The organism is Nitrosovibrio tenuis (genome assembly GCF_900109785.1).
In the GTDB taxonomy this organism is placed as follows: domain Bacteria; phylum Pseudomonadota; class Gammaproteobacteria; order Burkholderiales; family Nitrosomonadaceae; genus Nitrosospira; species Nitrosospira tenuis_A.
In genome coordinates this window covers 23,594-36,886 of sequence record NZ_FOBH01000005.1, presented here as the reverse complement: position 1 = coordinate 36,886, position 13,293 = coordinate 23,594, and the positions used below count along the sequence as shown (strand labels likewise).

General features: G+C 54.0%; 11 protein-coding genes. 4 read left to right on the top strand and 7 right to left on the bottom strand.

Annotated elements, in window-relative coordinates; all coding sequences use genetic code 11:
• The first annotated feature begins 80 nt into the window (after positions 1–80).
• Complete coding sequence (locus BMX00_RS07980; protein ID WP_090828506.1) at positions 81–809, top strand: c-type cytochrome; 729 nt, start codon at positions 81–83, stop codon at positions 807–809.
• Positions 806–2,131 carry a c-type cytochrome gene (locus BMX00_RS07975; RefSeq protein WP_245727937.1) on the top strand — a complete coding sequence of 442 codons (1,326 nt, stop codon included), beginning with the start codon at positions 806–808 and terminating at the stop codon, positions 2,129–2,131. The genes BMX00_RS07980 and BMX00_RS07975 overlap by 4 nt, the downstream gene beginning before the upstream one ends.
• Before the next feature lie 384 nt (positions 2,132–2,515).
• Here BMX00_RS07975 and BMX00_RS07970 read toward each other — a convergent pair whose 3' ends face one another.
• The 4 genes from BMX00_RS07970 to BMX00_RS07955 form a co-directional block, all read right to left on the bottom strand.
• The gene (locus BMX00_RS07970; protein WP_090828504.1) at positions 2,516–2,953 is read right to left on the bottom strand and encodes a CHRD domain-containing protein; all 438 of its coding nucleotides are present in this window, start codon (positions 2,951–2,953) and stop codon (positions 2,516–2,518) included.
• A gap of 490 nt (positions 2,954–3,443) precedes the next feature.
• Positions 3,444–3,935 carry a CreA family protein gene (locus tag BMX00_RS07965; RefSeq protein WP_090828503.1) on the bottom strand — a complete coding sequence of 164 codons (492 nt, stop codon included), beginning with the start codon at positions 3,933–3,935 and terminating at the stop codon, positions 3,444–3,446.
• Between the two features lie 102 nt (positions 3,936–4,037).
• Positions 4,038–5,456 carry a Dyp-type peroxidase gene (locus BMX00_RS07960; protein ID WP_090828502.1) on the bottom strand — a complete coding sequence of 473 codons (1,419 nt, stop codon included), beginning with the start codon at positions 5,454–5,456 and terminating at the stop codon, positions 4,038–4,040.
• Positions 5,457–5,598: 142 nt separating this feature from the next.
• Positions 5,599–6,096 carry a hypothetical protein gene (locus BMX00_RS07955; RefSeq protein WP_090828501.1) on the bottom strand — a complete coding sequence of 166 codons (498 nt, stop codon included), beginning with the start codon at positions 6,094–6,096 and terminating at the stop codon, positions 5,599–5,601.
• A 494-nt stretch (positions 6,097–6,590) separates the two neighbouring features.
• Here BMX00_RS07955 and BMX00_RS07950 point away from each other — a divergent pair, with 494 nt between their 5' ends.
• On the top strand, positions 6,591–7,223 hold the full coding sequence (locus BMX00_RS07950; protein WP_090828500.1) for an SRPBCC family protein: 633 nt from the start codon (positions 6,591–6,593) through the stop codon (positions 7,221–7,223).
• A gap of 180 nt (positions 7,224–7,403) precedes the next feature.
• Here the strand turns inward: BMX00_RS07950 and BMX00_RS07945 are convergent, their stop codons facing one another.
• Both BMX00_RS07945 and BMX00_RS07940 read right to left on the bottom strand, forming a co-directional pair.
• The gene (locus BMX00_RS07945) at positions 7,404–9,023 is read right to left on the bottom strand and encodes a phospholipase D-like domain-containing protein (RefSeq protein WP_090828499.1); all 1,620 of its coding nucleotides are present in this window, start codon (positions 9,021–9,023) and stop codon (positions 7,404–7,406) included.
• A 60-nt stretch (positions 9,024–9,083) separates the two neighbouring features.
• On the bottom strand, positions 9,084–9,398 hold the full coding sequence (locus BMX00_RS07940) for a phage protein NinX family protein (RefSeq protein ID WP_090828498.1): 315 nt from the start codon (positions 9,396–9,398) through the stop codon (positions 9,084–9,086).
• Positions 9,399–9,601: 203 nt separating this feature from the next.
• Here BMX00_RS07940 and BMX00_RS07935 point away from each other — a divergent pair, with 203 nt between their 5' ends.
• Entirely contained in the window at positions 9,602–9,787 is a 186-nt protein-coding gene (locus BMX00_RS07935) for a hypothetical protein (RefSeq protein WP_090828497.1), read from the top strand.
• 30 nt (positions 9,788–9,817) lie between these two features.
• On the opposite strand, the gene BMX00_RS07930 is transcribed toward BMX00_RS07935, so the two are convergent.
• Positions 9,818–13,141 carry a bifunctional diguanylate cyclase/phosphodiesterase gene (locus BMX00_RS07930; RefSeq protein ID WP_090828496.1) on the bottom strand — a complete coding sequence of 1,108 codons (3,324 nt, stop codon included), beginning with the start codon at positions 13,139–13,141 and terminating at the stop codon, positions 9,818–9,820.
• Between the last annotated feature and the right edge of the window lie 152 nt (positions 13,142–13,293).

Sequence of the window (13,293 nt, the reverse complement as noted above, 5' to 3'; positions counted from 1 at the left end):
CCACATCCGTAAATAAAACCTGCGCGGAGCTCACGCGAGACTGATTCGGATGTTTCCCATGTAGAGAATCAACCCGAACCATGACACGACTTTTTGTTGCTGCATTAATTTACGTTGCTGGATTGGCCAGTGCCCCAGGTGTTGCTATTGCCGCCAATTCGGTTGACGCCCCCGATACCATGGCAGAGCGAATGAAACCTTGTACCATTTGCCACGGCCGGGACGAAAAGACTGGCAGAGATGCCTATTATCCCCGCATCGCGGGGAAGCCGGAGGGCTATCTTTTCAATCAGTTGCGAAATTTTCGCGATGGCCGGCGCTACTATCGACCCATGGCTTTATTGCTTGAGAATCTGTCGGACCAATATCTGAGGGACATGGCGCATTACTTTTCCACCCTTAAGCAGCCTTATCCGCCGCCCGAGCCGATGGCTTCCACACCTGAAGAAATCAAACTGGCGCGCAAACTGATCGACGTGGGAGATGCCGCGCGTAAAATTCCGCCATGCCGAGAATGCCATGGCAGAGAACTCATGGGGACGCAGCCTTTTATTCCGGGTTTGTTGGGATTGCCGCGCGCTTATATGATTGCGCAGTTTGGTGCCTGGCGCAGCGGCGGATTGATGCGGCGCCAGTCGATGGACTGCATGTCTGAAATCGCAAAAGAGCTTACCGTCAAAGAAGCCAACGCGGTTGCGGCATGGCTCGCTGCCCAGCCGGTCCCGGCGCATACCGGATCCGGCGTAGGACTTTCCGCCGAGATGTCCAGGCGCTGCAACATCGCTCAGTTGGAAGAAGCGTTGCCGTGAAGCCAAGCCTTTTCATCGTGGTTTCCTTTCTGCTGACGGGCCTGGGCGTTCCTCCCGATCTCTCCAGCGCTCCCGCCGTGCAGGAAAAGGCGGTGAGCGCGGCACCAGCTCCTCAAACAGGTGCAAAACCTGTTGCCAAAGCCGCGGGTGCGGGCCTGCTCGAGGCTCGCGGGGCATATCTTGCGCGCGCGGGCAATTGCATGGGATGCCATACGGCTCAGGGTGGTCGGCCTTATGCCGGCGGCCGGAGTCTTTCCACACCGTTCGGCACGTTTGTTACCCCTAATATAACGCCCGATAAGACAACCGGTATCGGCCGCTGGAGCGCGGACGATTTCTGGAAAGCGATGCACGAAGGCAAGTCGCGCGATGGCCGCCCCTTATACCCCGCTTTTCCTTACACCGAATATACCAAAGTTACGCGCCAGGATTCCGACGCGATTTTTAGCCATCTTCAAGCTCTCCCGCCTGTCACACAAAACAATCCGCCGAGCCGAATCAAGGCTCCCTACAATTTACAGCCGCTGTTAAGCTTATGGCGTACCGTGTATTTCAAGCCGGGCGTTTATCAGGCGGAGCCGGCGAAAAGCGCCGAGTGGAATCGCGGTGCCTATCTGGTGCAGGGGTTGGGGCATTGCAGCGCCTGCCACGAGGAAAGAAATCCGCTTACCGGTACCTGGAGCATCGAGGGCGGCGAGACTCTGGAGGGAGGGCAGATAATGGGCTCAAACTGGTACGCGCCCGCTTTAACCTCGAGCCTCGAAGCCGGTTTGACCGAGTGGCCGGTCGAGGAAATCGTTCAATTGCTCACCACCGGCGTTTCCCCTCGGGCGACTACATCCGGGCCCATGGCTGAAGTCGTCAGACATAGCCTCCAGCATTTGACTAAGGAAGACGCGCGGGCAATGGCGGTCTATCTGAAATCGTTGCCCGAGAGCAAGCCTCGTCCTAAAGCGAACGCTCCTGCCCTTACAGAGCAGGTACGCGGTTGGCTTCAGCAAGGGGCAGATATTTACAAGCAGCATTGCCAGGATTGCCACGGAGACCTGGGTCAGGGCGTGCCCGGTATTTATCCGCCATTGGCGGGTAATCGAAGCGTTACCATGACTCCACCCGTTAATGTAATCCGAAGTGTACTCAACGGGGGGTACCCTCCCTCCACGGCAGGCAATCAGCGCCCATACGGGATGCCGCCATTTGCACAAGTTCTACACGACGGTGAGGTGGCGCTCGTCCTATCGTATGTTCGCAACGCATGGGGTAATCGTGCCAGCCTTGTCACGACGGCACAAGTTGACAGAAGCCGCGAAGGCATGCACTGAAATAACGTCTTCTAATTGATCAGTGATTGTGTCAGGCTTTGGGCAACATTCTCGCGGCTGTAATGAATCTTGCCGACATAGACCGGGATCGAGCGGTCCAGGGATTTTCCGATTTGCACGGATCGAATGATTGAAGACCTTCTCAGTGGTTTACGGAGGTTGATGGAACGAGGTAGGATTTATACAGGTTTATTGGAGAATGGGCCGGACCGGGTTTGACTGGGCTTAAGCCCGGGTCGGCAGGTCTGCCTAGAAAGTATTCGTCACAATAAGGACGGCTTTCGCCGTCTGCTGACGCCTCTACAAGGATAGAGGAGGGTCTTTGGATTTAAGGCGAGGGTCACCCGGACCTGGCGGGCCGGGCGATGCCTCCAGACCGTTCGGTCAGCGTTTCAGTTGACCGCGAATCTCCCCACTTTTGTGCGCATCGCTATGAACATTGACGTAAAGATTCCCCGCCTTGAAAGCATCGTATTGCGCATCGGTCAACTTTGCATCGTCTGGAACGGACCACTCATTATCGGAGGTCTTTTTGAGCGTAATAATATCAGGCCCATTTTTACCTGGCGCGCCCTCATGAATATGGGCGCCCGTCGCCTTGATATTGGAAGTGGTTATCTTGCCTTTGATGGATTTATCGTCGTTGACCGTTATCGTGCCGCTGCCCGACGCGGAAGTTTTGACGGGGGGCACCTCCTGATCGCCGCTCAGGTTAACCTTGACGTCACTAGCGGCCGCTATTCCGACGCCGCCAGCCAGCATGCTGGCCACTAGCGCAACAATGGCCAGTTTGAATCGCGAATTGCGAAAAATTGTTTCCATTTATTTGCCTCCTTCGGGGACCTGATTTGATTTGGATTTTGATTACTTTCGGCTGGCGCCGCGACGCACTATGCAATTGCACCGCTTCTCCGATACGATTGCACAACTTACTTACTGCGTAGCATGGTTACGGCGTCAACGAAGCAGTGTATTGAGTGCCTTGTAATCAGTCCGTACGGTAGCGTACGCAAGTTAACGATTCTCATTCCGTATTCCATTTGCCCGCCAGTGTTTCCCGGCGATAGAATCCCAGGTTGCGCTGTAATAATCACTTTGAAGAGTTGGAGTCGGATCCCGGATGGAGTCAGACCCCATGTTCTCCTGATCCCATTCCTTTGGCCTGATGCTATTTCATCACTACATCCGATTCCTTCGCCCAAACATGATACGCCTCGCTCCACCTCGATCGAAACTCATCCTTACGCCTACCAGCGTCGCAGGCGCCATGAGATATGGCCTCCACAATCGAGCGATTTCAATAAATGGGTTGCTATTTGATGGGGATAGGGTTCGCCTGTGACAGGGGAACGGCGGTGATGCTGTTCTTCGGGCTTCCTTCTATTAATCTATCGGAATAAGTCAGGTATATAAGCGCATTGCGCTTGGAATCAACTACGCGTACCACATGCAGACGCTTGAACAAAATGGACATGCGCTCGGTAAACACATCTTCCTGACGAGGGATTTTTTCGGAAAAATGGATGACTTCCGATACCTGGCGACAAGCAATGGAAGCTTCCGCTTTATCTTCCGCCAAGCCTACCGTACCTTTTATACCGCCTGTCCTGGCGCGGGACACATAGCAGGTAACCCCGTGCACCTTGGGATCGTCATAGGCTTCCACCACTACCCGGTCATCCTTACCCAGCACCCGGAAAGCGGTATCCACCTCACCGATGAGTTCGGCTTTTACCGCAGCAGGGGACACCGTGCAAATAAATGCCAGAACCACCCATCCATCCGTAATTCTGATTCGTGTCATCAGCAGCCTCCTTGTCTAGCAATGAAAATTTAAGTGAATCGTAGATCCCCCGCGGCGCTACAGAATACTTGTTGATTGGCGCATGGGCCGGAACCCAGGGCGTCAGGACTGCGAGGGTAAATCAGCAATATAACGGATTGCGGTGGCGCTTGGGAGGAAGCAGTATGCTGCGCCGCGGCAGGTCACGAAACGCGACAGTCCGGTAAGTTCGATGGGGCGCTTCTGACCTTCCACGGGGATAAGAAATGTGCCGCCCGGGTCCAAGTTATTCGAATTATTCCCGAGAATGGGATCTTTGGTATTGCGCAGGCCGGGTGCGAAGCTTCCTTTATTGGCCCAGTCCGCCATCAGGAATTCGAACTGATCCTTGAGGCTGATCCCGATGAACAGGCCGAGCAAACCTCGCTCGATGCCGTCATGGGGATTGGCCGGGTCATAGGGAGGGCCGTAGGGAAGGCCGCGGCGAATAATGCGGTGTTTCAGGCCGCCGTTGCCCGCCACAATGGAGTTACGCGGATTCATTCGCCGGATGTGCGATCCCAAAGGGCACCGGTATCCGCGGGCATCATCGAAGGCATCGGGTACACTGGTGCTCGGCACATAATCGAAGCTGTTGCGTTTTTCCAGAGGAATTTCTTCGCCCGGCGAAGACGGCGAAAGAGAAAGGGGAACGCCATTGCGCCAGCGGCCGCAAAGCTTGGCGGCAATCAGTTCGCGGTCCAGTCCTGTCTGGCGGGCTGCCTGCGTCAGGAATTGCTCGAAACCATGACAGTCCTGTGCCAGAATGCGAAATGCAACGAAGCTTCCGTTCCGGCCTAGCGCGACAGGGGCGGGGACCGGATAGCTGAAGCCGGAGTATTGGCTTGCATAGCCGAATAGAAATTCCCCTGCGGGCGCCTTGGGCAGCATGTCCGGCATCACCGGCGGAAGCCCGCCATCAATTGTTGGCTGCGCGAAGCCATCCCGGTAACCGAAGTGCGCTTTATTCTCCGGCAGGCTGCGCGCATCATGGGCCGAGAGCTCGGACATTGCGCCATTTGGGATATACATGGCTCTGACCCGGCTGCTTACCCGCTCGAGAATGTCGTCGGCCTGCGCGAAGAGAAAAAGCAGAACATGAAGATCGGAGCTGGCGAAATGGTCTTTCCATTTCTCGGGACTGCTTTCGCCGGTATCTCCTATCCACTCGGCACGGGTAGCTGCGCCTGATGCAAATTCCTCAGGGAAAGTCGCCAGCGAGGAAGCCGGAAGCCCGAGCGCGGCAAGTCCTGCATAGGTAAGCCCGACGTTCAGGCAATACTGCGGCTTTATCGTCCAATCGGTAGCGGTAGCGAGCTGGGGTGCATCGTCGCCGTGGCCATCCGGGTCGCAGTTGCCATCCTCGACGCCATTGACAAGCCGCCCCAGAAATTGTCTGGCCATCCCGGGTTGCGTGACGCTCAAGGCAAATACGCGCAGGACCGGCATCGCGTATGTACGAAGAATGAGGCCCTGAATGTCTGCGTACTGCAAGTCAGGCATAGGTAAATTCAATCGCAACTATCCAGGTGAATTGCTCCCTTGATCCTATCAACGCCCTGGTACCGATGAGCTCACTTGGACCTTCGAATTATTGGATCTCATCGAAGCCCTGCTGATCGGTATTGTCAGATGATCGGCATCTTCACATCTGGCTGAGTGCCGCTTGAACGTCCAACACCGTTGCCTGCGGATAGGCGCTGTAAAATGGCTCAATGCTGCCCAGATCGTTGGCCTTGATGTAGTCACGGAAGGCGCTGCGGTTCTGCTGAATGGGTAAAGGTGGAGCGCCATCCATGTGTTGGAGAAGCGCGTTGAAAACATCGCCAATCTCATCAATAAACTCGTTGAGGTAGTCGTCGAATGACCCGTCATACGTAGTGATTATGGCGAGCTTGGTATTATTTTCGAGGAATACAAAGCGTGCGAAGTGTACGATCTTGAGCTTATCGAGGGCAGCCCAGATGAGGTTTTGTTCTAGCGGTGCCGATTGAATTTTTTGTATCTTGGCATTGAGTGCGTCGAAGTCTTCGGGTGATCGGATGGTCATGACCAAGGTAAGCGGACTCTGGACTGTTTTTCGTCCGGGAGTGGGCGTGTCGGCCCGGCTGGGGATATCTGCGACACGATGGAATAGTCCCATAATTCCTCCCGAAAATAATATGCGTGTTCAATTGTTCAGCCTGGAACGGTTCCATATTATCATTTTATTTATATAAAGATATATGCTGACCGAAATGTTAAAGCCATACAATGAGGCCATAAAATGAGGCTGCAAATGCATCAGGATGTAGTTCGGGCAACGTAGCGTAACCCGACAATTCTTCTTGATTTAAAGTCCTCTCGCAAATTCATGGCCCTACAAGCACCTTCGCCAGAACCCGCAGTGGCACGCGTAGGACGTGGTAAATTGTGCTATTGATTGAGGGTATCGGAAACCGGCTGACTGTATGCCACTTGCCCACCGGGATTGGAGGTTGTGAAAGCGCTATTTCTTTGCCAGACTCCTGGCGAAAGGAGCGTGCAATTCGTATCCGCGCCTCATTCGTTTTTTGGACATCCCTTCCGAAAAACATTCTCGCCCCACGGGGGAATTATTAAAGCTTCATTAGCCTCAGTCTCGGAAACGGAATCTTGATGAAAAAAATTCAGATCACGTTCGCCACCATTCTGTTAAATCTGCTTCTTTTCGATTCACCTTTGGCCGAAGAGGAAACGCTGCCGAAGAAAACATCCGTGAATACAGCCAAACAGTCTGTCGAGCCTCGCGATCAAAATATTCATATCAAAGTTCGCAATGACGGTGAACAAATTATTGTGGATGCAAACTTCATTGTTCCGGTTGTGCCCAAGCAGGCCTGGGCTGTGCTGACCGATTTCGAAAACATCCCTCGCTTTAATTCAGGTGTCCTGTCGAGTAAGGTTACCGGCCGGACAGGCAACAGGCTGCAAGTCTGGCAAAAAGGCATTTCCAAGTATGGTTTCATGAGCTTTTCATATGAATCGGTGCGAGAGATTAATCTAATTCCCTTTAAAAAAATTCAGGAACGCATGATTAGCGGCAGCATGAAGAAAATGGAGGAGGCGACCGAGCTATCACCAGAAGAAAACCAAACGCGCATTACTTATCATGCAATTTTTATTCCTGGCATGTGGGTACCCCCCATGGTGGGGAATGTGTTCATAAAGCACGAAGCGCGAGAGCAATTTCAGCAATTAATCGACGAGATCAGGCGGCGACAGATGAACATTGCTGGACATGAGCCATGATTTGGCGCAAGCGAGGTCCGCAGTAGTCTGATCTCGTCCGCTCAGTCGGGTAAGAGCTGCGGCCGGCCTTTAAACAAAACGATTCACGAGCGGACTACCCGGACGCAATTTTTCAAGAATTTTTTTGTTTTTTTGCATTCCGCAAGGGGCGAGGATTTCTTCGCAGAGTTTTCCAGATTCCTAGGATTCGCCCGCAGCATCCCGAGGTTTCGCAGCGGTCGATGCACGGAGCGGTTCGTTCATTGACTTGCTATCAGGTTCGCGCTCCCCTGTCTGCTCGCGCAGCAAAACCGGAATCTCCACCACCTTATCCGTTACCTTATCTTCAGCCCTGCCGGATACCGTCCCGTTTAAGCCGTCACGGTGTAAATGATAGGCTTTGATCAGCAGCGAAACTCCAATCCAGCCGGCAATCAGAGAAAAAGGGATCACCGTAAGCAAGGGCTGAACCAACGAGAGCACGGCCAGACTTAACAATACAGCGCCCCCAAACAACATGATTTTGGCCTCCGCAGCGCCAAGGACAAGCCTGCTGGTAATGGCAGCCCCGACGGTATTGCCGACGCGGATGGCGCCAGCGGTCAGCCTGCCAGCGCTGCCACCCTTGCGATGGCCCAAACTTTTGTATGATGAGCGCCCAGGCTTTGGTTGTGCCACTGGACGAACGCGGTTCTTTTCACTGAGCACAATTTCCGTAGCGTTATCCAGATCCTTCAGATACATCTGCTCCATTTGATGTGCAAATTCCAAATTTTCCACTGCCACATCCAATTCCCAATTGCCGAGCCAGCTGGACAAATTGAGATTACTTGAGCCGACACGTGCCCAGCGGCCATCCGCGACGGCTGTCTTGGCATGTAACATTGATCCGTTCCATTCGAATACACGCACCCCTGCTTCCAGCAAAGGGCGATAGCCGGCTCGCGAAACGGGTCGAAGAAACTTGAGATCGCCGCTCGATCCGGGAACCAGCAACCGGACATCGACGCCATCCCTTGCCGCGCCCCTCAAAGCCTGTACGTAGCTTGTGGTACCGACGAAGTACGCATCGGTGAGCCAAAGTGTTTTTTGCGCCAGCACCGCTATCAGTTGCTCCAGGCGATAAAGTCCGGCGGTCGCGGCGCTGTCGCCCAGGACGCGCATATCGATCGCCCCGGCCAGGGGAATCGAACCCCGCGACGGCAGCTCGTCCGAAGCCATTTTAGGGCCGACCTCAGCCCAGGCGCGAGAAAAAGACTGTATCACGTCGGCAACGATAGGTCCGCTCACCTCGACGCCCGTGTCGCGCCAGGGGGGAATGCCTCGTTCGGGATAGCCGACCCACATTTGGCCGACGCACAATCCGCTGACAAACGCCACGCGGGTGTCCACACAGAGCGATTTTCGGTGGAGTCGGCTCAACCAGCCCAAGGGACTATCGAATCGCGGTGGATTAAAGCAACGGACCTCGACGCCGCCCTCACGCAGGCGCCGCCAGAAACCGGACGATGTTTCGGTCAGTGCGCCCATCCAGTCGTACAGCAATCTTACCCGGACGCCTTCTTTTGCTTTTGCGATAAGTGAGTCGGAGAACTGCCGGCCTATGTTATCGTCGCGGATAATATAGTTTTCGAAATAAATATTTTTTTCCGCTGAATGGATAGCTGTAAACCATGCCGGATAGTTTTCGTCCGCATCCTTGAGAAGTCGAATGCTGTTACCGTGCACGAGAGGGGCTCCCGCCGCCCTGGAGAACGCTTGCGCAGCCATAATACGCGTAGCGTGTGTCGCTTCGGGGGGATGCCCTTTCAGTTTGGCCATAGGTTATCGCGGTGCGACTCATCGCATCGCAAGGCTGTAGCGGATTGGTTCGGAAATTCTTTAGTCCGTGACAGCATCACCGAACTTGAAGTCGACATAACAGCGCATGGCGGCAATCAGCGGGGTGAGCCCCTTTTGCCGGTGCCTGCCTGATCGCATATATGCTGTGCAATGCTCTGATCCGGGTTCCAGGCTATGACTCAGATTTATTCCCTCCCGTTCTATAATCGGCCCACCTTGAGCCCAGTCGACCGATGGTTTCCATCGGCTACCATTGACAAGACAATTCGAATCCACGACATGCACCTCTGCTATATCGCTCGCTTTCGCAACCCAGTAATCGAGCAGTTCGTCTTTAAGTTCCGATACTTTCATGGTGGCTGCTTCTTTCTATGGACTCCCCACGGGGATTTGTTCAGAAATTTTCTTAATATACTCCAAATGATTCACCGCAAATGTTTGGAACCGTACAGAGCTGTACAATTGAGCGCAATATAGTGATTTCTTCAGTCCAAGGTAAAAAGCCTTTATCGACTTCTTCCCGTTTTTAATAAATTAAACAACTTGAAGAGGGGTTCATGAAAAAACGGTTGCTGCTTTATGTGGGAATGCTCTTGCTCGTGAGCCCGCTTCTGTCGGGCTGCTGGCTGCTCGCGGTGGGCGGAGCAGGTGCGTATGGCGGCTATAAAGCCAAAGAAGAGGGGTATACGCTGCGAAATCCGGTTGCAAAGGAAAAGCCCGAGAATCAGGAACGCAAGGAATAACCTTCAGGGAGACTGAGCAATCGTCCGGGCTCATTTTTCGTTTGTCTGACTCGCACCCGGTCTGCTCGCCCGCGCGTGCAACTGCCATGCTGTGACCCATGCTTCAAATTCGCTGGTAGTCATGGGCCACGCGTAGAGATAGCCCTGGCCTTCCTTGCACGATATGCGTTGCAGAAATTCCTCCTGTGCTTCCGTCTCCACACCTTCGGCAATGACGCGCAAGCCCAGGCTGCTCCCCATTGCTACAATAGCGGTCGCAATGGCTTCCGCATCGGCATTTCCGGGCAAGTCGTGGACAAATGATTGATCGATTTTTAACCGGTCGACCGTAAATTGCCGCAAAGAGGAAAGGCGTGAATAACCGGTTCCGAAATCGTCGATTGCCACCTTGACCCCAAGCGTATCCAGGCGGCGCAATTTCTCCAGGGCAGGTTCAACATCCTGCATTACCACACTTTCCGTAAGTTCCAGTTCCAGTTTATCGGGCGGCAGGCCCGCTTCCGCAAGCGCCCGCTCGATGACCTCCACGAAGTCGGTTTGGCGGAATTGCACCGCCGAAATATTCACCGAAATGCGCATGTCCAGCAGACCCTGCTCACGCCACACCTGGGCCTGCCGGCATGATTCGCGCAGAGCCCGTTCGCCAATCCCAAGGATCAGCCCACTGTCTTCTGCCACAGGAATAAAACGCAACGGGGAAATAAACCCCCGCACCGGGTGCTTCCAGCGCAACAGGACTTCCGCTCCAATGATGTATCCATTTGTAAGCTCGATTTGCGGCTGATACACCAGGAACAACTCGTTACGCTCAGCCGCGCCGCGCAGATCGCGTTCGAGGCTGAGCCGTTCAATGGCTCGCGCTGTCATGTCGTCCGAATAAAACTGATATCGGTTCCGGCCGGCTTCCTTGGCGATGTACATCGAAGCGTCCGCGTTTCTTAACAGAACACTGGGCTCGGTACCGTTATCGGGATAAATACAGATGCCCACGCTTGCGGTCAACGTCAACTCATGTTCGTCAATGTTGTACGGCTGTGATAGCTCTGTAATGAGCTTTTCCGCAACACGCGCGGCATCCTCCGAGCTCTCGATTTCACTGAGGAGAACAACGAACTCATCGCCCCCAACCCGGCTTACCGTATCGACGCTCCGCACCGAATCCTGCATACGCGCAGCGACGACTTTCAGCAATTTGTCTCCAACCTCATGGCCAAGTGAATCATTGATCGGCTTGAAGCGGTCGAGGTCTACAAACAATACGGCTAGCCGTTTGGATTGCCGGGCCGCGCGTTTAATGGCTACCTTCATGCGGTCCGCCAGCAACGCTCGGTTGGGAAGCCCGGTCAGGGCATCATAGTGTGCAAGATTGGTGATGCGTTGTTCCGCCGCCTTACGCTCAGTCACGTCGCGGGCGATGACAATGAAACGAGGTTCGGATCCAGGATCAACATGTTTGCGGGAAACGGAGAGTTCGTACCAGAATGTTCCATATGAAAGCTCCAGCTCCAGCTGTTTACCCGTCGACAAGCCTTTTTCCTGAGCCTCTTGCAATGCCGACGCTATAACATCGGCCGCGCCAGGAGGAAGGATGTCTGTAATTTTCCTGCCAAGCAAATCTTTGACGGGCAAAGCCGGCAAATCGGTATGCGCGGAATGATAGGCATGACAGCATCCATCCAGATCAAGCTCGAACAGCAAGTCAGGTATGGCGTCCAGCGTTGCCTCCAATTGACGCCGCGCCGCGAGGATTTCAGCTTTTTGACTTTCCTGCTCAGTGACGTCCCGGATCATGGCGATAAGATAGTCCACTTTTCCATCATTTCTGCGCACGCATTTGACATCGATATTAGCGATGACAACGGAACCGTCCTTCCGGATGAAGCGCTTGTCCATGGCATAGCCTTCAGACTCTCCACTCCGGGCACGCTCGAACTCGGCTATATCCTTTGCGATATCTTCCGGATGTGTCATCTCCGTCCAGGTCTTCTCGGCGAGCTCTTCACGAGAATAACCGAGGATCTGGCATAGCTGATCGTTGAATCGCAGCCAGCGCATGGTATCGGGAGAAATGATGGCCATGCCGATGAATGGTAATTCATAAAAATATTTAAGAAGTCGATCCTGTTCCGCAGTGCGGACTATCAACGCCAGATGATGAGCTCGTCGCTGCTGGCGCCATAGCATGACCAACACCATGCTGACCGCCGCGACAGCAAGCAAAATCACTATACTGACCCAGAATACCAAGGTCCACAGCTGCGCCAGCACTTCGTTACGGTCGATTTTGGCGATCAGGCGCCATTCGCTGCCTGTTATTGGGCGGTAGGCGGCGAAGACCGCCTGGTCGCGATAGTCGCGTCCCTGGGCGATGCCATGGCCTTCTTCGCTGGTTGCAATGGCGGCCACCAGATTTTCGCCGGTGGTCTGTGCCGTACCTTGGAAAGTTTTGGCTTTCGAGCGGCGCAATTTGTTTAGGGAACTGATAGTATTATTTTTTCGACGTACCAACAGGGTTTCGGCACTGGGACTGTTGCCCGGCCATTTCTCGATCAGAGGGATCAAGAATTCCTCGAGATTCGCTCGTAAAATTACCGCCGCAACAGCTTGTTCGTTTATCGTTTCCGGGACCAGAGGGACCAGAATATCCAGTCGCGCTTTTCCACTTTCATCCACGAACAGATCACTGCTCTGTATCCGGTTGGTTTGCAAAGCAACGGGCAGCAATGCTTCGGTAACGGCTGGGAGTTTATGCTGCTCGCCCAACGTAAGCAGAGGTTGGCCTTGGGTGTCCAGCAGCAGCACAGACTCGTAGCTATAAGCATTTCGCACGGCATCCAGCCGGTTGCGGATAAGTTGGCGGTGATGTCCGTCTTTTTTATGCTGCATATTCGCAACCCGTTCGATGAATGCCTGGCTCACCGCTATGGCTTCCGCGTCACCATGACGTTCGGTCAGCCAAAGCTCGATCTGTTCCGCTTTAAGGTCAACGATGGTTTGCAGGTCGGCATAGGCTGCGCGTTCCATCTCAGGACCATACACCTTGATTATGCCAAGGCTCACCAGGGGCGCGACCATTGCCAGCGACAGGAACATAAGCAACAACCGACTCAGTCGAGACTGGCCAGGAACCGCATCAACCACGGGTGGAATTACCGCTTCCCGGCCGAACTTAAGCAGGATATAAAACAGTCCGCTGCTGACCGCGACAAGAATCAGTTCTTTCGCCAGGTAGGCACGGCTCCGCAAAACCGGGTCATCCAAGGTAAGCGAAATCAGATAGCCTGCAGCTATTATCCACAGTACGGAAAAGGCGGCATACATCAAAACGATGAGCCAGGTGGGAGGACGGCTCATCAATTAACGGTTGAACTGACGTAAAACCTTATTAATCGGATTTTTAAAAAGCCTATTCACAAGTGATAGATCCTGGGGATTGTTCGGATGCTTGCCGTTCGCGGGACCCTTTTGTCAAGCCTGGGCCTCGGGCTTTCATCTTCCAGCCCCGC

Excerpts from the sequence above, each read along its gene's own strand:
- BMX00_RS07980 (WP_090828506.1), top strand. The coding sequence starts at position 81 with ATGACACGACTTTTTGTTGCTGCATTAATTTACGTTGCTGGATTGGCC.
- BMX00_RS07970 (WP_090828504.1), bottom strand. The coding sequence starts at position 2,953 with ATGGAAACAATTTTTCGCAATTCGCGATTCAAACTGGCCATTGTTGCG.
- BMX00_RS07965 (WP_090828503.1), bottom strand. The coding sequence starts at position 3,935 with ATGACACGAATCAGAATTACGGATGGATGGGTGGTTCTGGCATTTATT.
- BMX00_RS07960 (WP_090828502.1), bottom strand. The coding sequence starts at position 5,456 with ATGCCTGACTTGCAGTACGCAGACATTCAGGGCCTCATTCTTCGTACA.
- BMX00_RS07955 (WP_090828501.1), bottom strand. The coding sequence starts at position 6,096 with ATGGGACTATTCCATCGTGTCGCAGATATCCCCAGCCGGGCCGACACG.
- BMX00_RS07950 (WP_090828500.1), top strand. The coding sequence starts at position 6,591 with ATGAAAAAAATTCAGATCACGTTCGCCACCATTCTGTTAAATCTGCTT.
- BMX00_RS07945 (WP_090828499.1), bottom strand. The coding sequence starts at position 9,023 with ATGGCCAAACTGAAAGGGCATCCCCCCGAAGCGACACACGCTACGCGT.
- BMX00_RS07940 (WP_090828498.1), bottom strand. The coding sequence starts at position 9,398 with ATGAAAGTATCGGAACTTAAAGACGAACTGCTCGATTACTGGGTTGCG.
- BMX00_RS07935 (WP_090828497.1), top strand. The coding sequence starts at position 9,602 with ATGAAAAAACGGTTGCTGCTTTATGTGGGAATGCTCTTGCTCGTGAGC.
- BMX00_RS07930 (WP_090828496.1), bottom strand. The coding sequence starts at position 13,141 with ATGAGCCGTCCTCCCACCTGGCTCATCGTTTTGATGTATGCCGCCTTT.